At 70.8% G+C, this 22,157-nt stretch carries 21 protein-coding genes and 2 tRNA genes; 20 read left to right on the top strand and 3 right to left on the bottom strand.

What is annotated here, in order from left to right:
- Positions 1–99 precede the first annotated feature (99 nt).
- The 5 genes from ACIHEJ_RS15315 (at position 100) to ACIHEJ_RS15295 (ending at position 7,717) form a co-directional block, all read left to right on the top strand.
- Positions 100–1,644 (top strand): alkaline phosphatase D family protein, encoded by a 1,545-nt coding sequence (locus ACIHEJ_RS15315; protein WP_400135298.1) that lies wholly within the window; start codon positions 100–102, stop codon positions 1,642–1,644.
- Positions 1,645–1,757: 113 nt separating this feature from the next.
- The gene (locus tag ACIHEJ_RS15310) at positions 1,758–2,207 is read left to right on the top strand and encodes a hypothetical protein (RefSeq protein WP_400135297.1); all 450 of its coding nucleotides are present in this window, start codon (positions 1,758–1,760) and stop codon (positions 2,205–2,207) included.
- Between the two features lie 196 nt (positions 2,208–2,403).
- The gene (locus tag ACIHEJ_RS15305) at positions 2,404–3,900 is read left to right on the top strand and encodes a D-ribitol-5-phosphate cytidylyltransferase (RefSeq protein ID WP_400135296.1); all 1,497 of its coding nucleotides are present in this window, start codon (positions 2,404–2,406) and stop codon (positions 3,898–3,900) included.
- A gap of 187 nt (positions 3,901–4,087) precedes the next feature.
- Positions 4,088–6,202, top strand: a complete 2,115-nt coding sequence (locus ACIHEJ_RS15300) for a hypothetical protein (protein WP_400136107.1) — start codon at positions 4,088–4,090, stop codon at positions 6,200–6,202.
- Between the two features lie 309 nt (positions 6,203–6,511).
- Positions 6,512–7,717, top strand: coding sequence for a glycosyltransferase family 2 protein (locus ACIHEJ_RS15295; RefSeq protein ID WP_400135295.1), 1,206 nt, complete (start codon positions 6,512–6,514; stop codon positions 7,715–7,717).
- Between the two features lie 4 nt (positions 7,718–7,721).
- Here ACIHEJ_RS15295 and ACIHEJ_RS15290 read toward each other — a convergent pair whose 3' ends face one another.
- Positions 7,722–9,140, bottom strand: a complete 1,419-nt coding sequence (locus ACIHEJ_RS15290; RefSeq protein WP_400135294.1) for a polysaccharide pyruvyl transferase family protein — start codon at positions 9,138–9,140, stop codon at positions 7,722–7,724.
- Positions 9,141–9,357: 217 nt separating this feature from the next.
- On the opposite strand from ACIHEJ_RS15290, the gene proB reads away from it, so the two are divergent.
- The 5 genes from proB (at position 9,358) to ACIHEJ_RS15265 (ending at position 14,310) form a co-directional block, all read left to right on the top strand.
- Positions 9,358–10,464, top strand: a complete 1,107-nt coding sequence (gene proB, locus ACIHEJ_RS15285) for a glutamate 5-kinase (protein ID WP_400135293.1) — start codon at positions 9,358–9,360, stop codon at positions 10,462–10,464.
- 141 nt (positions 10,465–10,605) lie between these two features.
- Complete coding sequence (locus ACIHEJ_RS15280) at positions 10,606–11,034, top strand: hypothetical protein (RefSeq protein WP_400135292.1); 429 nt, start codon at positions 10,606–10,608, stop codon at positions 11,032–11,034.
- 129 nt (positions 11,035–11,163) lie between these two features.
- Positions 11,164–12,450: a glutamate-5-semialdehyde dehydrogenase gene (locus ACIHEJ_RS15275; RefSeq protein WP_400135291.1), complete on the top strand. Its 1,287-nt coding sequence runs from the start codon at positions 11,164–11,166 to the stop codon at positions 12,448–12,450.
- 91 nt (positions 12,451–12,541) lie between these two features.
- On the top strand, positions 12,542–13,150 hold the full coding sequence (locus tag ACIHEJ_RS15270; protein WP_400135290.1) for a hypothetical protein: 609 nt from the start codon (positions 12,542–12,544) through the stop codon (positions 13,148–13,150).
- 89 nt (positions 13,151–13,239) lie between these two features.
- Positions 13,240–14,310, top strand: coding sequence for a hypothetical protein (locus tag ACIHEJ_RS15265; RefSeq protein WP_400135289.1), 1,071 nt, complete (start codon positions 13,240–13,242; stop codon positions 14,308–14,310).
- 287 nt (positions 14,311–14,597) lie between these two features.
- On the opposite strand, the gene ACIHEJ_RS15260 is transcribed toward ACIHEJ_RS15265, so the two are convergent.
- Positions 14,598–15,677, bottom strand: coding sequence for a M48 family metallopeptidase (locus ACIHEJ_RS15260; RefSeq protein WP_400135288.1), 1,080 nt, complete (start codon positions 15,675–15,677; stop codon positions 14,598–14,600).
- A gap of 101 nt (positions 15,678–15,778) precedes the next feature.
- Here ACIHEJ_RS15260 and ACIHEJ_RS15255 point away from each other — a divergent pair, with 101 nt between their 5' ends.
- The 9 genes from ACIHEJ_RS15255 to ACIHEJ_RS15215 all read left to right on the top strand — a co-directional run bounded on the left by ACIHEJ_RS15255 (position 15,779) and on the right by ACIHEJ_RS15215 (position 20,747).
- Complete coding sequence (locus ACIHEJ_RS15255) at positions 15,779–15,943, top strand: hypothetical protein (RefSeq protein ID WP_400135287.1); 165 nt, start codon at positions 15,779–15,781, stop codon at positions 15,941–15,943.
- A 121-nt stretch (positions 15,944–16,064) separates the two neighbouring features.
- Positions 16,065–16,220 (top strand): hypothetical protein, encoded by a 156-nt coding sequence (locus ACIHEJ_RS15250; protein ID WP_400135286.1) that lies wholly within the window; start codon positions 16,065–16,067, stop codon positions 16,218–16,220.
- Between the two features lie 56 nt (positions 16,221–16,276).
- Positions 16,277–16,963: a nicotinate-nucleotide adenylyltransferase gene (gene nadD / locus ACIHEJ_RS15245; RefSeq protein ID WP_400135285.1), complete on the top strand. Its 687-nt coding sequence runs from the start codon at positions 16,277–16,279 to the stop codon at positions 16,961–16,963.
- Positions 16,964–16,979: 16 nt separating this feature from the next.
- On the top strand, positions 16,980–18,695 hold the full coding sequence (locus tag ACIHEJ_RS15240) for an LCP family protein (RefSeq protein ID WP_400135284.1): 1,716 nt from the start codon (positions 16,980–16,982) through the stop codon (positions 18,693–18,695).
- Between the two features lie 101 nt (positions 18,696–18,796).
- Positions 18,797–19,240 (top strand): ribosome silencing factor, encoded by a 444-nt coding sequence (rsfS, locus tag ACIHEJ_RS15235; protein WP_400135283.1) that lies wholly within the window; start codon positions 18,797–18,799, stop codon positions 19,238–19,240.
- Positions 19,240–19,908 carry a histidine phosphatase family protein gene (locus tag ACIHEJ_RS15230; protein WP_400135282.1) on the top strand — a complete coding sequence of 223 codons (669 nt, stop codon included), beginning with the start codon at positions 19,240–19,242 and terminating at the stop codon, positions 19,906–19,908. The genes rsfS and ACIHEJ_RS15230 overlap by 1 nt, the downstream gene beginning before the upstream one ends.
- Before the next feature lie 118 nt (positions 19,909–20,026).
- Positions 20,027–20,099, top strand: a tRNA-Ala gene (locus tag ACIHEJ_RS15225).
- A gap of 237 nt (positions 20,100–20,336) precedes the next feature.
- On the top strand, positions 20,337–20,510 hold the full coding sequence (locus ACIHEJ_RS15220) for a hypothetical protein (protein WP_351020352.1): 174 nt from the start codon (positions 20,337–20,339) through the stop codon (positions 20,508–20,510).
- Between the two features lie 3 nt (positions 20,511–20,513).
- The gene (locus ACIHEJ_RS15215) at positions 20,514–20,747 is read left to right on the top strand and encodes a hypothetical protein (protein ID WP_003976229.1); all 234 of its coding nucleotides are present in this window, start codon (positions 20,514–20,516) and stop codon (positions 20,745–20,747) included.
- Here the strand turns inward: ACIHEJ_RS15215 and ACIHEJ_RS15210 are convergent.
- A complete protein-coding gene (locus ACIHEJ_RS15210) occupies positions 20,716–21,948 on the bottom strand; it encodes a glycosyltransferase 87 family protein (RefSeq protein WP_400135281.1) in 1,233 nt (410 codons plus the stop codon). The two genes, ACIHEJ_RS15215 and ACIHEJ_RS15210, sit on opposite strands and share 32 nt — an antisense overlap.
- A 115-nt stretch (positions 21,949–22,063) precedes the next feature.
- Between ACIHEJ_RS15210 and ACIHEJ_RS15205 the strand changes: the two genes are divergently transcribed.
- A tRNA-Ala gene (locus ACIHEJ_RS15205) sits at positions 22,064–22,136 on the top strand.
- The last annotated feature ends 21 nt before the right edge of the window (positions 22,137–22,157 follow it).

Genomic DNA, 22,157 nt, shown 5'->3' with positions numbered 1-22,157 from the left:
TTTGTCATGCTCGTGATTGGTCTCGTTCAGGAGGCGGACCGTCCGGCCGTGGGAGCTTCCCGGAGTCCGAAGAGGCCACCGTGGCAGGGGAGTCAGCGAATGACCGCATCGCCCGACCGACGCCGCTTTCTGACCGCCGGTGCCGCCGTCCTCGGCGCCGCGGCCTCCGCCCAGCTGTGGCTGCCGGGCATCGCCCGCGCCGCCGGCACCCCGCTCCCGGACGGGGTGTTCACCCTCGGCGTCACCTCGGGCGACCCGCTGCCCGACGGCATCGTGCTGTGGACCAGACTCGCGCCGGACCCGCTGAACGGCGGCGGCATGCCCGACGCGGTGTACACCGTGGAGTGGGAACTGGCCGAGGACGAGCGGTTCCACAGGACCGTCCGCCGGGGCATCGCCCAGGCCCGCCCCGAACTCGGCCACAGCGTCCACGTGGACGTCCGCGGCCTGCGCCCGGACCGCCCGTACTGGTACCGCTTCCGGGCCGACGGCCAGCTCTCGCCCACCGGCCGCACCCGCACCGCACCCCACCCGCACCAGCGCGGCGGCTCGCTGCGCGTGGCCCTCGCCTCCTGCCAGAACTGGCAGCACGGCTACTTCACGCCCTACGCCGACATGCGCGCCCAGGACCCCGACTTCGTCCTCTTCGTCGGCGACTACATCTACGAGTCGGCCCCGTCCACGACGGCGGTGCGCCGGCACGAGGGCAAGGGCGAGCCGTACACGCTGGTGCAGTACCGCAACCGGTACGCCCAGTACCGCACCGACCCCGACCTCGCCGCGATGCACGCGAGCGCGCCCTGGGTGGTCACGTTCGACGACCACGAGGTGGACAACGACTGGGCCGGCGAGGTCCCCCAGGACCCGGACAAGCAGTCGCACGACGCGTTCGTGGCCCGGCTGACCGCCGCCTTCCAGGCCTACTACGAGCACATGCCGGTCCGCGCCTCCGCGATCCCCACGGGCCCGCACATCCAGATGTACCGGCGCCTGGAGTTCGGCCGGCTGGCGCGGCTCAACGTCCTGGACACCCGGCAGTTCCGCAGCGACCAGGCGACCACCCAGGAGGGGGCCGAGTCACCGTCGACGACCATGCTCGGCGCCGGGCAGAAGCGGTGGCTGCTCGACGGACTGCACGACTCCCCGGCGCGCTGGAACCTGATCGCCTCGCAGATCATGATGGCCGAGACCGATCTGCTGCCCGGCGACGGCAAGCTCTGGTACTACGACGCCTGGGACGGCTACCAGGCCGAACGAGGCGCCCTGCTGGAGGAGTTCGCCGACATCCGCAACCCGGTCGTGCTCAGCGGCGACCGGCACCTGACGATGATCAGCGACCTGAAGGAGGACTTCGCCGACCCGGACTCCGATGTCGTCGGCGCCGAGTTCGTCGGCACCTCCATCTCCAGCAACGGCGACCAGGACCAGGCCGCCTTCCACGCCCAGTGGGACCCGCTGAAGGCGGACAACCCGCACTGGAAGCTGATCGACGCCCACCGCGGATACCACCTCTTCGACATCGACAGCGACGGCATCGACGCCCGGGTGAGGGTCGTCGACACGGTCACCGGGCCGCAGGCCACGGCGAGCACCCTGGCCCGGCTGCGGGTGGAGTCGGACGAGCCCGGCGTCCGGCTGGTGTGAGGCTCCGGAGCCCGGGACTCGTCCCGGTCCCAGGCTCCCCTCGGCCCCGCCTCGGGCGAGGCTCTTACGGGTGGGCCCGGGCGGCCGGGGCGGAGCGGGTCACCGCGGTCGTGGTGGACGACCGGGACCGCGGCGGTCTGCCCCGCACCGTCGAGGCACTGCTCGGGCTGCCGGAGGATCTCCTCAGGCCCGCCCCGGACACGGCGAATCGGTCCCTTACCCTGGCCGAGACCGAAATGCTGCGGAATCTTGATGTGGAATTCCGCGGGAATGGACTCCCCGAGGAGCGGTATTCCCGCCTCATCCGCAACGGCGCCGTGCTGCATATGAAGAACGCGTGCAGTCCCACACCCCGCGACGTGAAGATCGTGACCCCGCGCTGGGCCGTCGAGGCGGCGGGCGCGATCGGTGCCGGGGCGGCGGAACGGATCGCCGCTCCGGGCGTGCGGATCCTCGGCGATCCGGGCCTGCTGTCCGCCGTACCGTCGCGGCCGGAGCCGGTGCCGGACGAGCCGCCGCGGGTGCTCGGGCACCGCTGTCCGAAGCGGCGCGGGCGGGGCTGAAGCCTCTCTCGCCCCACCTGTGGACTTACTCACAGCAAATTCACGGGGGTTCACGGGGCCCGCGCCCAATCACCGGGCGTGCCAGGTGAATGACAGGTTGCGCTCACATATGCATGGGATGTCGCTCACCTTGCACTGCGCTTACCCAGAGTGGGACCATTTCACGGTTCCCTGTCGCCCCAAGGTAGGTCAGCCTGTGTCCCAGCACATAGCCAAGCCCCGTACCACCGCAGTGATCCTGGCCGGTGGCACCGGTCAGCGGGTGGGTCTGTCGATCCCCAAGCAGCTGCTGAAGATCGCCGGCAAGGCAGTCATCGAGCACACCCTGACCACCTTCGAGAACGCGGACTCGATCGACGACATCATCGTGCTGATGGCGCCGGGCTATGTTCCGGACGTCGAGAAGATCGTCGCCAAGGCCGGGTTCACCAAGGTCAAGAAGATCATCGAGGGCGGCTCGACCCGCAACGAGACCACCGAGCGCGCCATCTCCGCCCTCGGCGAGGGTCTGGCCGAGGGTGAGGACCGCAACGTCCTCTTCCACGACGCCGTGCGCCCGCTGCTCTCGCAGCGCGTCATCGACGACTGCGTGACCGCGCTGGAGCGCTACCAGGCCGTCGACGTCGCCATCCCGTCCGCGGACACCATCATCGTCACGCGCACGCACGGTGAGGACGGCGAGTTCATCACCGAGATCCCGGACCGCTCCCGGCTGCGCCGCGGCCAGACCCCGCAGGCCTTCAAGCTGTCCACGATCCGCCGCGCCTACGAGGTCGCCGCCGGCGACCCCAACTTCCAGGCGACGGACGACTGCTCGGTGGTCCTCAGGTACCTGCCGGACGTGCCGATCCACGTCGTCGCGGGTGACGAGTACAACATGAAGGTGACCCAGCCGGTCGACGTCTTCATCGCCGACAAGCTGTTCCAGCTGGCCTCGACGGCCGCCCCGGAGCAGAACGGCGAGGAGGCCTACCGCGAGCTGCTGACCGGCAAGACGGTCGTCATCTTCGGCGGCTCCTACGGCATCGGCCAGGACATCGCCGAACTCGCCGGATCGTACGGTGCGAACGTCTACGCGCTGGGCCGCTCCACCACCGGCACCCACGTGGAGAACCCGGAGGAGGTCGACGACGCGCTGTCCAAGGCGTACGCGGAGACCGGCCGGATCGACTACGTCGTCAACACCGCGGGCGTGCTGCGCATCGGCAAGCTCGCCGAGACCGACAACGCCACCATCGAGGAGGCGCTGAAGGTCAACTACCTGGCCCCGGTGCAGATCGCCCGTTCCAGCTACAAGTACCTGTCCGAGACCAAGGGCCAGCTGCTGCTCTACACCTCCAGCAGCTACACCCGCGGCCGTGCCGAGTACTCCCTCTACTCCTCCACCAAGGCCGCCATGGTGAACCTCACCCAGGCGCTGTCGGACGAGTGGGCCGGCGACGGCATCCGCGTCAACTGCATCAACCCCGAGCGCACCGCCACCCCGATGCGCACCAAGGCCTTCGGCCAGGAGCCCGCGGGCAGCCTGCTCTCCTCCGAGGCCGTGGCCCGCACCTCGCTGGACGTGCTGCTGTCGGAGCTGACCGGTCACGTCATCGACGTCCGCCAGCAGGACCCGACCGCCGGTGCCGCCAAGGCCTCCGGCTTCGAGCAGGCGCTGGCCTCGGTGCTGGACCGTCAGGACGGCGTGTAATAATCGGAAGTAATTAAGCTTTCGAAATTCAGGCCTCTGTGGGTACCCGTTCATCGGGTATTTGCAGAGGCCTGAATCCGTACATCTCGCAAAAACCCGGATACGCCCGGCATTACCGAACAAAACCGGCACTCCCCCTCCCAGAGCAGGTTTCTCCGTGATATCCACCGCTATTCGCGTGGCCCGGGTGGGCAGCGCGGCCGAGCTGGCCGCGGCGGCCCTCATGATCCTGGGCTTCCCGGCGCTCATGCTGGCCGCGCTCGTCCCGAGCACTCCCGCCTTCGCGGCCGCGACCGCCGTGACGTACCTGGCGGACCACTATCTGCACCGCAAGGGCAGCTACCTGATCAACCGCCTCAGCAAGGTCCGGGCCGGTCTGTCGATCCGCTTCCTGATCCGGCAGCTCCTGCTGATCCTGCTGCTCGCCCGCCTGTCCCACGCGAACGACCTGATCTTCTACGGCGCGGTCGCCTGCTTCATCGCCTTCTACGGCCTCCAGGCCCCGCACGGCGCCCTGGTCACCCTCATCCGCAACCGCCGCCGGATGCCGGTCGCCACCCGCAACATCGACCTGCGGTCCCGCATCCGCATCCCGGACGCCCCGCCGCGCCGGCTGCTGCACCGCTCCGCGGAGAAGATGCTGCACCTCGACCTCTTCGCGGTCGTCGGCATCCTGGTCTCCGCGCAGGTGGGCTCCTCCGTCGCCGGCTTCGTCGGTGTCGGGCTCACCGCCGCCCTCGGCCTCCTGTACGTGCTCGTGCTCGTGCCGTACGTCCGGGGCAGTAAGATCCCGCCGAAGACCGAGGTCGTCCTCGCCGCCCTCGACGACTGGCTGGCCGGCTACAAGCCGGAGACCGTGCTCTACTTCTCCGGCTCCAAGGACTCCGCGTACCAGGTCAACATGTGGCTGGAGACGATGGAGCAGCTGGACACCCGGCCGCTGATCATCCTGCGCGAGCGCGCCATCCTGAACAACCTCGCACCCACCACGGTCCCCGTCGTCTGCGTGCCCGGAGGGGTGCACCTGATGAACATGGACCTGTCGACCGTGCGGGTCGCCCTCTACGCGGCGAACGTCGGCAAGAACATCCACCTGCTGCGCGTGCCCACCATGAAGCACGTCTTCATCGGCCACGGCGACAGCGACAAGCTCGCCAGCGTCAACCCGTACAGCAAGGTCTACGACGAGGTGTGGACCGCCGGCCGCGCGGGCCGCGACCGCTACGCCATCGCCGACGTCGGTGTCCGCGACGACGACATCGTGGAGGTCGGCCGCCCGCAGCTCGCGCCCATCCAGTCCTGGCAGGGCGTGCCCGACGGGCCCCGCGGCGACGCCGCCGACGGACGCTGTCCGACCGTGCTCTACGCCCCGACCTGGGAGGGCTGGGACGGCAACCCCGGCAACACCTCCATCGTCCTCGCCGGCGAGAACATCGTGAAGAAGCTGGTCCAGGCCGACCCGCCGGTCCGTGTCCTGTACAAGCCGCACCCGTTCACCGGCACCGTCAGCAAGGAGGCGGGTGCCGCCCACAAGCGGATCACCGCCCTCGTCGAGAAGGCCGCCGCCGAGCGCGCCGCCGACGCCCGCTTCACCCCCGACGCCGCCGCCCAGGACCGGGCCAAGGCCGAGCTGGCCCGGATCGAGGCCCGGCTCGCCCAGCTGGCCGGCGCCGGCGGCGACAAGGGCGACGAGGCCGAGGCCACCCGTGACGGCATCGTCGACGTGGCCAGGCACGAGGAGGTCTCCCGGCTGCGCACCGAGTGGAACACCGCCTACTGGCGTTCCTTCCCGGCGTACGAGCACCGTGTCATCACCGGCGCCGAGCCGCGTCTGTACGACTGCTTCAACGTCTCCGACGCGATGGTCTCCGACATCTCCTCCGTGGTCTCCGACTTCATCGCGAGCGGTAAGCCGTACGCGGTCACCGACTCCGGCGAGCTCGGCCACGAGGAGTTCAAGCGGCAGAACACCGCCGTGCGCGCCGCGGTGATCCTGTCCAACGACGCGGCCGAGCTGGGCGGGCTGCTGGACGCCGTGCGCGACCCGTCCGGCGACCCGCTGACGGACGCCCGCAAGGAGCTGAAGCGCTACCTGCTCGGCCCGGACGAGCCGAAGTCCATCGACCAGTTCAACGGCGCGGTGGCCGACCTGGCCCGCAAGGCCGAGGCCCGCAACGTCGGCCAGGAGACCCGGCTGGGCGCCGCGAACGCGGACCCCGCCGAGACCGCCGAGCTGACCAACGCGCTGCCCGGCCAGCGCACGGCGTCCGCCGGAGAGACGGACGGCGTGAACGCGGGCTGACCGCACCGATCGCCTCGATCAGGGCCCGGCCCCGGGAAACTCCCGGGCCGGGCCCTTCCGGTGCTTCTCCCACGGTCCCGTTTCAGGTTTCTTACCGTCCGGTCTTACCGCGGGCACGCTCCGCGGATGAGCGTCTCTTACTGCCGCCGCGTACTGTCCGGTGCCGTCCGCCGCCGACGGGAACCCTGTGAGGTGAATCACAGGCTCCGGGTCCGCAGGCAACCGACGTAAGCGGTTACCCGTCTTACAGATTGCGATTGAGGCGATACGGGGGAAATATCCGTTGACCGAGGGGGAACAGTGACCGTCGTGACGCAGCCTGATGTGACCGTGGTCATCGGGGCGTACGAAGCGATGCCGTACCTGGTCGAGTGCCTGGCATCCGTCGAGGCGCAGACCATGGACCCGGCGCGTCTGGAGGTCATCGCGGTCGACGACGGATCCACGGACGGCACCGGGGAGTGCCTGGAGGAGTTCGCGGCCCGCGCCCCCCAGCACGTCACCGTGATCCGCCAGGAGAACTCCGGTGGCCCCAGCGGCCCGCGCAACGTCGGCCTCGCCAAGGCGACCGGCCGCTACGTCTTCTTCCTCGACGCCGACGACCGGCTCGGGCCCGAGGCCCTGGAGCGCATGGTCGCCATGGCCGACGAGAACGGCACGGACGTCGTCCTCGGCCGGGTCGAAGGCATCAACCGCACCCCGCCGAAGTCCATGTGGGGCAAGACGCTCGACCGGACCGACGTCTTCTCCTCCAACATCAAGTTCACGCTGAGCGCGCAGAAGCTGTTCCGCCGCGAGCTGCTCGACAGACACGGGATGCGGTTCGACGAGTCGCTGTGGACCGGTGAGGACGCCCTCTTCACCATGGAGGCCTACCTGCGGGCGGACGGTGTCTCCGTGCTCGCCGACTACACCTGCTACTACCTGGTCGGCCGCGACGACGGCAAGCACGTGACCAAGACCGGCAGTTACACGCTCCGCTTCGACTCCGCGCGCGCCCTGATGAAGCTGATCGCCGACATGGTTCCGGCCGGCTCCAGGCGCGACACCCTCATGGTCCGGCCCTTCCTGATCACCCTGCTGCCGCAGTTCGGGCCCAGGTTCCTGAAGGACGGCGAGGACGTGCGGCGGAACAAGTTCGAACTGGCCAAGCCGCTGATGGACGCCTACTGGACGCCCGGCGTGGCCCGGCGGCTGAAGGTCCACGAGCGGCTGCGGCTGCACCTGGTGGCCATGCAGCGGCCCGAACTCCTCGTGGACGTCGTGGAGTTCGTCAAGGCGAAGAAGCAGGCCGACGCCGTCGTGGAGAAGCGCGGCACCCGGGTGTACCTCGGCTACCCGCACTTCCGGGCCGCGGCGGCCGGCGTCCCCGACGAGGTCTACCTCGCGGAGCCCCGCGAGGCCCGGGCCTTCCCCGGCTACCGCGAGGCCGCCGCCAACTCCTTCCTGCGCCGGGCCCTGCGCAAGGTGCGCAGGATGCTGAGGAGCGGGGGAGCGGGAGCGGCGGCGGCCTGACGCGCTACTGCTTGCCGGCCTGCAGCGCCCGGCGCAGCGGCCGGCCCACCACCCGGCGGGCCCGCCGGTAGACGGAGGCAGCGGGGGCGGGGACGCCGCCCTGCGTCTTCCGGGCCCGCGCCAGGTCCTTGCGCAACTGGACGTTGTCCTCGGTCAGTTCCGTGACCCGGGTGTGCAACCAGCCGAACCGGCTGCTCAGCGAGGCGAGGTCGGTGTCGTTCCACGGCCGGACACCCGGCGGGAACGACAGCGAGCGCATCCGCTTCTCGAAGGCGGCCCCGCCGTCGCCGTGCGTGAAGGTGTTCTGCAGCCCGTTCTTGTCCAGGAAGCCGATGAACCGCTCGAAGCGCTCGACGTGGTTGCCGACGAGTCCGCCGAAGTCCGCCTGCTCGTACAGCCGTGCCGGGTCGACCGACTCCGGGTCCTTGACGGCCTGGTCCAGCCGCCGGTGCGGGATCTCGAAGTAGCGGCACAGCTCCAGCGTGCGCGAGTCGCCGCACAGCACGGTCGCGGGGGTGCCCGCCAGCAGCGCGGCGATGTTGCCGTGGATGCGGGAGCCGAAGGAGAAGTCGAAGGAGCGCAGATCGTCGATCCAGGTGATCGGGTCGACGTAGACCCGCACCTTGTCCTCCCGGTACATCGGGTGGTCCGGATGCGTCGGCATCGCGGTCACCCGGGAGTTGGGGTCCGACAGGTCCCGCCAGTGCAGCTGCCGTGCGTCACTGAGGTTCTGGCCGATGAACCGCAGGTTCGGGTACTGCGCGTGGGCCCGGTCGATGACCTTCCCGAGTCCCTGCTTCTGCACCGCGCTGTGCGAACCGTTCACCGCGATCCGCGAGCCGGCCGTCAGCTCCTCGGTCCCCTTGCGCACCTCGAGATCGCGGCCGTACAGGAACAGCGACGGGCAGCCGATGACCTCCACGTCACGGAAGCCCATGTCCTGCAGATACTGCTCGGTGAACTCCCCGCGCACACCGATCGACGCGCTGCGCTCCAGCACCGCCGAGCAGAACTCGCGCACGGTCGGCTCGATCCGCTTCAGCCGCGCCGGGTCGTAGCTCACCCCGGTCTGCGCGCCGACGCCGAGCACCACGACCGGGATCCGCAGCCGGGAGATGAGCCGGGTCAGCCGCTTCAGCGCGGTCTCGAAGGACGGCCGGAAGGCGTTGGCCAGAGGGACGACGAACGCGTCGTACTCCTCGTTGATACGCGCGGCAGCCGCCACCTCGGTCCGTCCGCCGTTCGAGACGACCTCGGTGTCCGGCGTTTCCAGGATCTTGTGCGCGGCGTCCTGGAAGATGAGGTTGCCCGAGTTGGTGGCGATGACGTCCTGATGGAGGGCGTCCTCCAGGGAGAAGACGTCGTAAGGGCTCTTGCCCGATCTGAGCAGAATGCGCTTCGGCTGGCGAACAGTAGGTGACACGACGGTCAAGTTAACTTTGTCGAGGATTTAATTTCTATGGGCAACCAGTACAACCTTTTTGCCGTACGCAACCTGTGAGCAAACGATTACTCCGGAGGCGTCCGCGCATGTCCGGAGGCTGGACCGGCGCGCGCCGCGCGATCCACTTCGCGTAGATTGCCGGAAGGCAGCAGAAACCGAGGGGACGGCAGGCACAGTGGCAAGCGCAAGGCAGGCCGTGAGTGAAGCCCGCAGGATCGTCGTCAAGGTCGGCTCCTCGTCGCTGACCACCGCCGCGGGCGGCCTGGACGCCGACCGCGTCGACGCGCTGGTCGACGTCCTCGCCAAGAGCCGCAGCGGGGGAGAGCGGGAGATCGTCCTCGTCTCCTCCGGTGCCATCGCCGCCGGACTGGCGCCGCTGGGCCTGCGCCGCCGCCCCAAGGACCTCGCCCGCCAGCAGGCCGCCGCCAGCGTCGGCCAGGGCCTGCTCGTCGCCCGCTACGCCGCCTCCTTCGCCCGCTACGGCGTCCGCGTCGGCCAAGTGCTGCTCACCTCCGACGACATGAGCCGCCGCGCCCACCACCGCAACGCCTCCCGCACCCTCGACAAGCTCCTCGCGATGGGCGCGTTCCCGATCGTCAACGAGAACGACACCGTCGCCACCGACGAGATCCGCTTCGGCGACAACGACCGCCTCGCCGCCCTCGTCGCCCACCTCGTCCACGCCGACCTCCTCGTCCTCCTCTCCGACGTCGACGGCGTCTACGACGGCGACCCCAGCAAGCCCGGCACCTCCCGGATAGCTCAGGTGCGGGACCCGTCCGACCTCGCCGGTGTGGAGATCGGCAGCGCGGGCAAGGCCGGCGTCGGCACCGGCGGCATGGTCACCAAGGTCGAGGCCGCACGGATCGCCGCCGCCGCCGGCATCCCGGTCGTGCTGACCAGCGCCGTGCACGCCGCCGAGGCGCTGTCCGGCGGCGACACAGGCACCTACTTCCACCCCACCGGCAAGCGCTCCGCCGACCGGCTGCTCTGGCTCCAGCACGCCTCCACCCCGCAGGGCGCCCTGACCCTGGACGACGGGGCCGTGGACGCGGTCGTCAAGCGCCGCAAGTCGCTGCTGCCCGCCGGAATCGCCGCCGTCGAGGGCGAGTTCAGCGCCGGCGACCCGGTCGAACTGCGCGACACGGCGGGGCACGCCGTCGCCCGCGGACTCGTCAACTTCGACGCCAAGGAGATCCCCCGGCTGATCGGCCGCTCGACCCGTGAGCTGGCGCGAGACCTGGGCCCGGCGTACGAACGCGAGGTCGTACACAGGGACGACCTGGTGCTCCTGCACGCGTGACCCTCGCAAAACCGCTCGTAAACGGGGCGTACCGACGGCCCCCGGTGGGGGACGTTCCGTAAAACCGCCCCACGGAGCGATAGGGCCTGCTCAACTGTGACCCAGGAACACGTTCCCGAGCGGTGTGTGAAGGAGGCCGTCGTGAGACGAGTGCGCCCTGGGACGGCGGCGTCCCGCGGTGCTCTGACGAGTGTCGCGGCCGGGGACGCCTACGAAGAACCCCAGGATCTGCCCCGGCTGTGGCACGTCACCCTCAGCGTCTCCGGGGAGACGGTCCCGCTCCCGGACCTGCGGCGGGCCCTGGAACAGCTCGCCCACGACCACCCCTTCCTGCTGACCAGCAGGTACGCCACCGACCACGCCGAGATCCGGTACTGGGAAGAGGCCCGCGACCTGCACGACGCCGCCGCTGTCGCCCTGCGTCTGTGGGGCGAGCACCGGCACAGCGCCGGGCTGCCGCCCTGGGAGATCGTCGGACTCGAGGTCATCGACCGCGAGACCTACCACCAGCGCATCGCCGCGGGGTACGGCCCCGCGCCGGCGACCCCGGTGGGCGTGCACCCCTTCTGAACGGCCCGGCCGAGCGTCTGCCCGGCGGGCCGCCCGAGGCGCCGGCCGAGCCCCGCCCGAGGCCCCAGGGCTCGTCTCGGGCTGTGGGACGAGCGGTGGGTGGCCCGCCCGGCGCACTACCCTTCCCTCATGACCACGCTCTCGCCGTACGACTCGATGTCCCCGGTCACCCAGGCCGCCTACCGGGCCAAGGGTGCCGCCGCCGACCTCGCGCCGCTCCCGCGCGCCGTGAAGGACGACGCGCTGCTCGCCGTCGCCGACGCCCTGGAAGTGCGGACGGCCGAGATCGTCGAGGCCAACGCCAAGGACGTGGCCAAGGCCCGGGAGAACGGCACCAGCGAGGCCATCGTCGACCGGCTCACCCTCACCCCCGAGCGGGTCCGCGCCATCGCCTCCGACGTCCGCGACGTCGCGAAGCTGCCCGACCCGGTCGGTGAGGTGGTCCGCGGCTCCACCCTCCCCAACGGCATCGACCTGCGCCAGGTACGTGTCCCGCTCGGCGTCGTCGGCATCATCTACGAGGCCCGCCCGAACGTGACGGTGGACGCGGCCGCCCTCTGCCTGAAGTCCGGCAACGCCGTCCTGCTGCGGGGCTCCGCCTCCGCCTACGAGTCCAACACCGCGCTCGTCCGGGTCGTCCGGGACGCCGTCGGCGGCGCCGGGCTGCCCGCCGACGCCGTCCAGCTCGTGCCCGGCGAGAGCCGCGACTCCGTCCGCGAGCTGATGCGCGCCCGCGGCCTGGTCGACGTCCTCATCCCGCGCGGCGGCGCCTCCCTGATCCAGACGGTCGTGACCGAGTCCACCGTGCCCGTCATCGAGACCGGCACCGGCAACTGCCACGTCTACGTCGACGCCCGGGCCGACATCGACATGGCCGTCGACATCCTGATCAACTCCAAGGCCCAGCGGGTCAGCGTCTGCAACGCCGCCGAGACCCTCCTCGTCCACCAGGACATCGCCCCCGAGTTCCTGCCCCGCGCCCTCGACGCCCTCGCCGAGGCCGGCGTCACCGTGCACGCCGACGAGCGGGTCATGGCCTACGCCAAGGACTCCAAGGCCACCGTCGTCGAGGCCGTGGCCGAGGACTGGGAGACCGAGTACCTGTCCTACGACATCGCCGCCGCGGTCGTGGACTCGCTGGACAAGGCCGTCGAGCACATCCGGCTGTGGACCTCCGGCCACACCGAGGCGATCGTCACCACCTCCCAGCAGGCCGCCCGCCGCTTCACCCAGCTGGTCGACTCCACCACCGTCGCCGTGAACACCTCCACCCGGTTCACCGACGGCGGCCAGTTCGGCTTCGGCGCGGAGATCGGCATCTCCACCCAGAAGCTGCACGCCCGCGGCCCCATGGGCCTGCCGGAGCTGACCAGCACGAAGTACATCGTCACCGGTGACGGGCACGTACGCCGCTGAGGTTCACCCGGTCGGCGGACCTGCCGGGCTGCTGCGAGGCGTCCGAAAGGCGTCTCACCAGTCAGACGAATTTCCATACCGTCTGCCCAAATTGACCCCCCAGGACTACTCTGGACGCGTGCCGGAGGACGTGGGGGGCACGCCGTTCCCTGACGGCTGGGAGCCCGACGACGACCACGACCGCGGGGTGTCGGACGAAGAGTTCGCCTCCGTGGTCTTCGACGAGGCCTTCGTACAGGCGGCCGCCTTCCATGAGCCGACCGCCGTCGAACGCCTCCTGGCCGCCGCCCAGGCCAGAGCCGAGGCGTCGGAGGCGGAGGCTCGCCGCGCCCGCACCACGGGCGAGCACTACGACGACGCCTACGGCCCCGACGGCGTCGGTTTCGGCCAAGATCCGGGCGACGACGAGCTGCACGACACCTACGTGCTCGGCGACCGCCACGGCCCCTTCGGCTCCTACGGCAAGCAGGTCCGCTGGCACCGCCCCGTGGCCTGGGTGCTCGCCGTCGTCATGGGCATCGGCATGGTCGCCCTGGCTTTCGCCGCCGTCTACCGGGGGGCTTCCTCCAGCACCCGCGACGGGGTGCCCACCCCCGCCTCCACCGGTCTGGAGCAGGGCAGCGCCGCGGCTCCCTCCGTCTCAGCCGACTACTCCCAGCCGGCCCAGCCCGCCGCCTCGGCCATCCCGCGCTCCCCTTGAGCGCCGGGGGCGCCGCCTGGTGAGAACCTGTCAGAACTTGTCGTGTACCAGGGCGTTTACCCGAGGCTTCCGAGACCTACCCTGAAAGTATGGGCGGGCCTGGAGACCCACCGGAGGGGACACCCGAGGGCGGCCCCGGCGGTGCAGAGGACGAGTACCGATCCGTCGTCTTCGACGAGTCGTTCGTCCGTGCTGCCCGCCTGCAGGAGTACTCCGCCCGGGAGCGGATGGCCGACCACGCGCCCGCCGTACGCCGCCGCTCGCCCCTGCACCGGGGCCTCACCCGCCAGGCACTGATCCTCGTCCTGCTGATCGCCATCGCCTTCGGCACCGCGATCTACATGGGCGTCCGCCACCCCTACGGCTCACCGCAGGCCCGGCGGCCCGTGGAGCCCCTGCGGATGACGGTCATCCCGCTCGCTCCGCAGGGCAAGGTGCCCGGTGACGCCGACGCCGAGACCCTGTACAGGCACAGCCCCGCCGTCCATTACGAGATCGGCGCCGAGGGGATTCCGCTGCCGGCCTCCCGGAGCACCGCCCACTTCTCCGAGAGCCAGATCGTGGCCGCGCTCACCACCGCCAAGGACTACATCGTCCGCTCCTCGCTCTACCCCGAGGTGCTCACCGGCCGCCAGGCGGGGCCCGCCCGGTCCCTGCTCGACGCCGACCAGCTGGACCAGTTCGACCAGAGCTTCGACCGCCCGTCGGCGGACGGCCGGCATGCCGCGACCGGCTGGCTGGTCCGCCTCGACCCCTCCCGGGCCCAGCTGGCCGACGACAGGATCCGCGTCCAGGGCGACCTCCGGGCCACCGAGAGCGACGCGGCCACGCTGGAAGTCACCGCCGACCACACCTTCGTCTACGCCCTGCGCCGCACCGGCGCCGGTGCGGGCGCGGCCGTCTCCCTCTTCACCGTCCGCCGCGAGCTGACCTTCCACTTCACCCGCGACGACCTGCGCACCCACCAGACCCAGCTGGTCACGTCCTACGTCCAGGCGGGGCCGCTGTCCTGCGCCGAGGACTCCACGGCCTACCTCCGCCCCCTCCTGGCAGGCCAGACAGCCCGATCAGGAGGCCCCGCGGGGACGGACCCCTACGCAACGGACAGCCCTACGGCCCTGTGCGGAACGCTGGCCGCTGCGGCCCAGCCGAAGGGGTAGGGCAGAACCGGGCGGGGATCACGGCGCTCGCAGAGAAGCCGCTCGGGAGAGGGGCGGCACCCCAGCTGTGCGATGCCGGGCCCGGCGGCGCTCGGCGGGGCGCCTGGATCCGGCGGTGCGTAGTCCTGTGGCGGGCAGTCCGCCGGGGAGCAGGACCGGGCCGCTGAGCCGGGCGGTGCCGGGCCCGGCGGTGGCGTGCCCGGCGGTGCCCAGCCCCTGACACTCCGCCCGGCGGTGCCGACCCCGGCGGGGCCGCACTCACCGGGCGCTTGCACCGGCGGCCCGCTCTACTCCGCGTCCGCCGGCCCCTCCTTCGCCGGTGGCGGGCTCTTGAAGCCGTCGAAGCCACGCCGTACCCGGCCGCCCAGGTCGCCCGCACCGCCCGCGAGGTCCGCCACCAGCTTCATCAGCGGGTCCTTGGAACCCTTCACATCGCTCGCGTAGCTGGCCGCGGACTCCCGGAAGGAGTCGCTGACGGAGGTGTCCTTGTCCTCGCTGCGCCGTGGGTAGTGGCCGTCCATGATCCGCTGGAAGTCCCGGGACTCGGCCCACTTCTTCAGCTCGGCCGCCCGCACGGTGGTGAACGGGTGCGAGCGCGGCAGCACGTTCAGGATCTTCAGCACGGAGTCGCGCAGATCGCCCCCCGACTCGTACTCCTCGGCCTGCTCCAGGAACGCGTCCACGTTCATCTCGTGCAGATGGTTGCCGCCCGCTGTCTTCATCAGGCCTCGCATCGACGCCCGCACGTCCTGCCCCACCAGCAGCCCCGCCCGGTCCGCGGACAGCTCCGACTTGCGGAACCACTCCCGCAGCGCCGTGACGAGCGCCATGATCGCCAGGTTGCCCAGCGGGATCCAGGCCACCTTCAGCGCGATGGTCGTCAGGAACAGCAGGATCGTGCGGTAGACGGAGTGGCCGGACAGCGCGTGGCCCACCTCGTGGCCCACGACCGCCCGCATCTCCTCCTCGTCGAGCAGCTCCACGAGCCCCGTCGTCACCACGATGATCGGCTCGTCCAGGCCGATGCACATCGCGTTCGGCTGCGGGTCCTGCGTGACGTACATCGGCGGGACCTTCTCGAGGTCCAGGATGTAACAGGCGTCCAGCAGCATGTCGTGCAGGTGCTGGAACTGCCGCTCGGAGACCCGCACCGAGTCGGACAGGAACAGCAGTCTCAGGCTCCGCTCCGGCAGCAGCCCGCTGAGCGCCTTGAAAACGGTGTCGAACCCGCTCAGCTTGCGCAGCGCCACCAGGGCCGACCGGTCGGCCGGATGCTCGTACGCGCGCGACGAGATCCCGGGGAACCGCCTGCGCTGCCTGCTGGGCACCCGTTCGTGCCCGTTGTGCTGCCGGCCGTCGTCGGACATGTCTTCCCCCATGCGTATGAGTGCTCACCGTGCCCCCGAAGCAGGGCCCAGCCTAGGCGCAGATACCGTGGACGGGCAGTACAGCCGAAGGAGTCCACGCCATGGAGCACCACCCCGCAGCCGCCTGGCTGACCGAGGCCGCCGAGAGCGCCGTCCAGCAGCACGGTTCGGGCAATCTGCTCCGCATCGTCCTGATCGTGATGTTCCTGGGCTGTGCACTGACCGCCTGGTTCCTGCTGAGCGGCTACAAGCGGAAAGACGACTGAGAAGCGGCACAAGTTCCGCCGGCCGTCCCCATCGGCGGAGTCGGCGTGATCGCCGTGAGGCCGCCCGCATACGATGAGCCGACATCTTTATCCCGCCCACACGCGTTAGGTCCTGCCGAAGATGAGCCTTCACCGCGCCGCAACCCAGCTGGTCAACCTCGCCGAAGCCGAGGGCGGCCACCACAACAGCCTCAACCCGGCCGTCACCGGCGGTGTCGCCCTCGGCATCCTGCTGCTCCTGCTGTGGATCACCACCCGCTTCAACCGCGACCGCTGACCACGGACCCCGTCCCCGGCCGGACGTCCAAGACCGGGCCGGTAGGGTCTGCACGCATGGGAGAGCAGGACATGCCTACCGGTCCGGCGCACGAGAACGCCGACGGCACGGTGAAGCAGCCGCAGTACGGACCGGGCAACGGCCCCGCCCACACGGGCAAGCGGCGCCTGGGCGTCATGGGCGGAACCTTCGACCCGATCCACCACGGGCACCTCGTGGCGGCCAGCGAGGTCGCCGCGCAGTTCCAGCTGGACGAGGTGGTGTTCGTCCCCACCGGTCAGCCGTGGCAGAAGTCCCACCGCAAGGTCTCCCCGGCCGAGGACCGCTATCTGATGACGGTCATCGCGACCGCCGAGAACCCCCAGTTCTCCGTCAGCCGCATCGACATCGACCGCGGCGGCCCCACCTACACCGTGGACACCCTGCGCGACCTGCGCGCCCTCAACCCCGACACGGACCTGTTCTTCATCACCGGCGCCGACGCCCTCGCCCAGCTGCTGACCTGGCGCGACAGTGTGGAGCTGTTCTCCCTCGCGCACTTCATCGGCGTCACCCGCCCCGGCCACCACCTGACCGACCCGGGCCTGCCGGAAGGCGGCGTCTCGCTCGTCGAGGTGCCGGCCCTCGCCATCTCCTCCACGGACTGCCGTGCGAGAGTCGCCAAGGGAGACCCCATCTGGTACATGGTGCCGGACGGAGTCGTGCGCTACATCGACAAGCGCGAGCTGTACCGCGGCGAGTGAGCCGAGAGGGGCACCGGTGAACGACCGATACGACGCGGGTGACGCCGGCTACGGCGCCGGCCCGTACGAACTCGTCGGCTACGACGAGTACGGGCAGCCCGTGTACCGGCAGATCCCGGCACAGCAGGCACCGCAGCAGACCTACGACCCGTACGGCCGGCAGCAGGGCTACGGCTACGACCCCTACGCCACCGGTCAGCAGCCGCCGGCGCAGCCGTACGGCTCCGCGCAGCAGCCGCCCGCGTACGACGGGTACGGGTCCCAGGCCCCGTACGACCCCTACGGAACCGGCACCCGGAACACCACCGGCCACGACCCCTACGGGCAGGCCGCGACCAGCGGGCAGCAGCCCCGTGTCGCCGAGCAGGCCGCCTACATCCCGCACCAGCCCGGCCCGGCCGAGGACGCCCACGCCCCGGAGCGGAGCGAGCGGCCGGGGGAGGAGGGCGAACCGGAGTACCACACCGAGCAGTTCGCCTTCGTCGAGGAGCCGGACGGCGACTCCGAGGACGTCATCGACTGGCTGAAGTTCACCGAGAACCGCACCGAGCGCCGCGAGGAGGCCCGCCGCCGCGCCCGCAGCCGGATCATCGCCCTCCTGGTCGTGCTCGCCCTCGTCGCCGTCGGCGGCGTCGGCTACCTCTGGTACGCCGGAAAGCTGCCCGGCCTGTCCTCCTCCGGCGGCAAGACCGGCACGGGCACGCCCGTCGCCGCCCAGAAGCGCGACGTGATCGTCGTCCACCTGCACAACACCGGAAAGGGCGGCACCTCGACGGCCCTCCTGGTCGACAACACCACCACCGGGCAGGGCACCACCGTCCTGCTGCCCAACTCCCTCGCGCTCACCGCCGACGACGGCTCCACCACGACCCTCGCCAAGTCGGTCGACGACGACGGCTCGTCCGGCACCCGCGAGCAGCTCGACACCGTCCTCGGCACCAGCATCCAGGGCACCTGGCGCCTCGACACCCCCTACCTGCAGAACCTCGTCGAACTGGTCGGCAACATCGAGATCGACACCGACACCGACGTACCCGACCCGGACACGAAGAAGAAGGGCACCGAGCCGCTCGTCCACAAGGGCAGCGACCAGACCCTCAGCGGAAAGATGGCCGTCGCCTACGCCACCTACCGTGCGACCGGCGAGTCCCAGAACGCCCAGCTGGAGCGGTTCGGCCAGGTCATGCAGGGCGTGCTGCGCAAGATGTCCTCCGATCCGTCGTCGGCCACGACCACCGTGCAGACCCTCGCGCAGATCCTGGACCCGTCGCTCACCGACAAGGACCTCGGCACCTTCCTCGCCAAGCTCGCCGACCTCGCCAAGGGCGGCGCCTACAAGAGCGCCCTGCTCCCTGTGCAGTCCGACGGCACGCTCAGCGCGAAGACCAGCGACAGCGTGGTGAAGGACATCCTCGGCGGCACCGCCAAGAGTCCCGACGCGGGCGCGGCGGTCCGGGTCTCCGTCCAGAACGCCACGGGTGTGAAGGACGACACCGAGAAGGCCCGCGTGGTGCTCCTCAACGGCGGCTTCACCTTCCTGGAGGGCGGCAGCGCCTCCGGCACCCAGACCGCCTCGAAGGTGACGTACGCCGACGCCTCCCACAAGGCCGACGCCGCCGAGGTGGCCAAGACCCTGGGCCTGCCGGCCGGCTCCGTGACCAAGGGCACCGTCTCCTCCGGCGCCGACGTCTCGGTTGTCCTGGGCGGCGACTACCGGCCCGGCTCCTCCTGAGCGCGGCCCGGGCGCCCCACGTGCCGCGGTAAACACGTGGGGTGCCCCCGGCGGTCCGTGAGACCCTTGAGGCCAAAGGACCGCCGACGGAAAGCCATGTAGTGACCGCCACTGATCGTTCTCTTCAGCTGATCAACACCGCCGCGCAGGCGGCGGCAGACAAACTCGCCCACGACGTCATCGCCTACGACGTCAGCGACGTGCTCTCCATCACGGACGCCTTCCTGCTGGCGTCCGCGCCGAACGACCGCCAGGTCAAGGCCATCGTCGACGAGATCGAGGAGCGCCTGCTGAAGGACCTCGGCGCCAAGCCGGTCCGCCGCGAGGGCGACCGCGAGGCCCGCTGGGTGCTGCTCGACTACGTCGACATCGTCGTCCACGTCCAGCACAGCGAGGAGCGCGTCTTCTACGCCCTGGAGCGGCTGTGGAAGGACTGCCCCGAGCTCGAGCTGCCCGCCGACGCCAAGGCCACCCGCGGCAAGGCCGAGGAGCACGCCAAGCTGCAGGCCGCCGAGGCCGACCGGGAGCCGGGCGGGGAGTGGTGATGAGCGCCACCGGTGAGGTGACCGACCGCAGCAACCGCGGCCGCCGCATCATCCTGTGGCGGCACGGACAGACGTCGTGGAACGTGGAGCGCCGCTTCCAGGGCAGCACGGACGTCGAGCTGACCGAGACCGGCCTCGGCCAGGCCCGCCGCGCCGCCCGGCTGCTCGCCTCGCTGCGGCCCGACGCGATCGTCTCCTCGGACCTCGTGCGGGCCGCGCACACGGCCGCCGAGCTGGCCGCGCTCACCGGCCTCGACGTCACCCGCGAGGAGGGCCTGCGGGAGACGTACGCGGGCGTCTGGCAGGGGCTGACGCACGAGGAGATCATCGCCCGCCACGGCGAGGAGTACGCCGCCTGGAAGCGCGGCGAGCCGGTCCGCCGCGGCGGCGGCGAACTGGAGACCGAGGTCGCCGACCGGGCCGCGCCGGTGGTGCTGCGGCACACCGAGAAGCTCCCCGAGGACGGCACCCTCGTGGTGGTCAGCCACGGCGGTACCATCCGCACCACCATCGGCCGGCTCCTCGGCCTGGAGTCCCGGCACTGGGAGAGCCTCGGCGGTCTCTCCAACTGCTGCTGGTCCGTGCTGGGCGAGGGCGCCCGCGGCTGGCGCCTGCTGGAGCACAACGCGGGCACCCTCCCGGAGCCCGTCCTCGGCGACGACGACTGACCGTCCCGAGGCCCCCGGGACCCCGGATTTCACTTTCCGGCAGGTCACAGGCTAAAGTTCTTCTTGTTCGCCCCGCCGAGCGGGGCGAGACACCATGCGGCTCCGCCGCGTGGCACGAGGGGCTATAGCTCAGTTGGTAGAGCGCCTGCATGGCATGCAGGAGGTCAGGAGTTCAATTCTCCTTAGCTCCACAAAATGAGATCCCGTCCCCCTGAGGGGGGCGGGATCTTCTGCTGTACGGCCGGGCCGGACCGCGCACCGCTCCCGGGCCGGGTTGAGTGACTCGTGGCCCCGCGCGCGTATACCCCTGAGGAGGCGTTCTCGGCGCTGTGTCCGGACTGGTACTGAGGCGTCGCTGACCGTATTGGTCCGGCCGTGGCAGAATCAAACGGCCGGAAGGGGGCGCGGCCCGACGGGAGGGAGTAGCGATGCCTGCGAGCATCCTTGAGGAGGTCGGCCACCTCCTCGGTGCGGCGTTGATACGGGGCACGACCACCCGGCTCAGCTGCCCTTCCTGCGGTTCCGCGCACGTCGCCCAGGTCCTCGGCGACAACGGCGGAATCTCCTACGTGTGCACGGCCTGCGGCCACAGCTGGAGCTGATCGATGGGTGCACACAGGCGAAAGTGCGACTGGTGCGGCAGCGGCACGCCGATCGTCCGTGACATGGAGCCGGTCAACCCCGACTACCAGTACTGGTGCGAGGAATGCGCGCGGGCGCTGATCATAAAAGGCGACCCGATCGAGACGTACCGGGAGCTGGAGGGTGAGCCCATCTACGGCCGGCTCCTCGAGGAGCACTGCACGCTCAAGAGGTTCTACTCCTTCGTGACGGCTTGACGCGCTCCACACCCTGACCGGGCCTCGGCAACGATGTCCATGCCAGGACGAGGAGAAGCGCACCGGCCGCTCCGTAGAGCGCCGACAGGGTGAACTCCACGCCGCCCTGCCGCAGTTCCGGCCGTCCGGATCCGTGCGGCACCCACCAGGGGGCGTACGAGCAGAACACCAGCAGCGTGCCCAGGGCCGGTGCCCGGTGCCCCCGGGTCCACAGCAGCAGCACCACCGGCACGCACCACACCCAGTGGTGCGTCCACGACACCGGGCTGACCAGCAGGGCGGTGACCGCGCAGGCGCACACCGCCCAGGCCCGCCGTCCGCGCAACTCCGCCCGCACGGCCGTCGCGAGGCCCACGGCGGCCGTCACAGCCGCACAGACGGCCCAGAGGGTGCCCGGGTCGGGCGTGTGCAGCGAGCGGGCCAGCACGCCCCGCAGAGCCTGGTTGGCGGTCTCCTCGGCGTGCCCGACCCGGCCCGCACGGAACACCATGTCCGTCCAGAACCGCCACGAGTCGTACGGCAGGGCGGCCGCCGCCGACAGCGTCGCCGCGGCGAACACGGTGGCCGCCCCGCGCGCGTGCCGCAGCCACGGCCGTCCGTCCGCGCCCCCCAGGTGGGCGACGACACCCGTGGCGAGCAGGAACACCGGGAACAGTGCGGGCGTCAGCTTGACCGCGGCGGCCAGGCCCAGCCCCGCTCCCGTCCAGCGGTCGTGGCCGCCGGCGGGTCGGCGGCACAGGTCCCACAGCACCAGGACGGCCAGCAGCAGGTTGACCTGGCCGTAGCGCAGGGTCGTCCACACCGGTTCGCACCACACGGCCGGCGCCGCGACCCACCAGACGGTCTCTCCGCGCGCGTGGCCGACGAGTTTCAGCGACAGCCGTACGAACACCAGCAGCAGCGCCAGGTTCCCGGCCGTGGCCAGCGCGCGCAGCGGCGCGGTGTCCAGCAGGGTCAACGGGGTGAACAACAGGGCCGCGAACGGCGGGTAGGTGGTGGGCAGGTGTGCGGCCGTCGCCCGCAGTGCGTACAGGTCGCCGCCGGCGCGCACGGTGGCGCCCTCGGCCCGGTAGACCATCAGGTCGATCATCGACACGTGCGCGGCCCGCTGCGCGGCCCAGAACGCCGTGAACGACAGCAGGCACACGCACGCGGCCACCGGTACCCGGCGGCGGGGCGCGGAAGGGGCGATCACGGACACGAAAGCCGACATTAGCGGCCGTATCAGTGTGAACCTGAAACCGATTTTGCGCTGCGTCCCCGGGCCTGTAATGTTTACGACGTCGCCGGGGGAACCGGGCGAAACAACAACACAAGGGGCTATAGCTCAGTTGGTAGAGCGCCTGCATGGCATGCAGGAGGTCAGGAGTTCAATTCTCCTTAGCTCCACAGAAATCGAAGGCGGATCAT

It is taken from the genome of Streptomyces sp. NPDC052301, assembly GCF_044593395.1.
Lineage (GTDB): Bacteria > Actinomycetota > Actinomycetes > Streptomycetales > Streptomycetaceae > Streptomyces.
This window is presented reverse-complemented; position numbering and strand designations above follow the sequence as displayed.

Bases quoted from the DNA above. Each gene is read 5' to 3' on its own strand.
- ACIHEJ_RS15220 (WP_351020352.1), top strand. From the start codon at position 20,337: ATGCCTGCGAGCATCCTTGAGGAGGTCGGCCACCTCCTCGGTGCGGCG.
- ACIHEJ_RS15260 (WP_400135288.1), bottom strand. From the start codon at position 15,677: ATGTCCGACGACGGCCGGCAGCACAACGGGCACGAACGGGTGCCCAGC.
- ACIHEJ_RS15255 (WP_400135287.1), top strand. From the start codon at position 15,779: ATGGAGCACCACCCCGCAGCCGCCTGGCTGACCGAGGCCGCCGAGAGC.
- ACIHEJ_RS15250 (WP_400135286.1), top strand. From the start codon at position 16,065: ATGAGCCTTCACCGCGCCGCAACCCAGCTGGTCAACCTCGCCGAAGCC.
- ACIHEJ_RS15230 (WP_400135282.1), top strand. From the start codon at position 19,240: ATGAGCGCCACCGGTGAGGTGACCGACCGCAGCAACCGCGGCCGCCGC.
- ACIHEJ_RS15215 (WP_003976229.1), top strand. From the start codon at position 20,514: ATGGGTGCACACAGGCGAAAGTGCGACTGGTGCGGCAGCGGCACGCCG.
- nadD (WP_400135285.1), top strand. From the start codon at position 16,277: ATGGGAGAGCAGGACATGCCTACCGGTCCGGCGCACGAGAACGCCGAC.
- ACIHEJ_RS15315 (WP_400135298.1), top strand. From the start codon at position 100: ATGACCGCATCGCCCGACCGACGCCGCTTTCTGACCGCCGGTGCCGCC.
- ACIHEJ_RS15265 (WP_400135289.1), top strand. From the start codon at position 13,240: ATGGGCGGGCCTGGAGACCCACCGGAGGGGACACCCGAGGGCGGCCCC.
- ACIHEJ_RS15275 (WP_400135291.1), top strand. From the start codon at position 11,164: ATGACCACGCTCTCGCCGTACGACTCGATGTCCCCGGTCACCCAGGCC.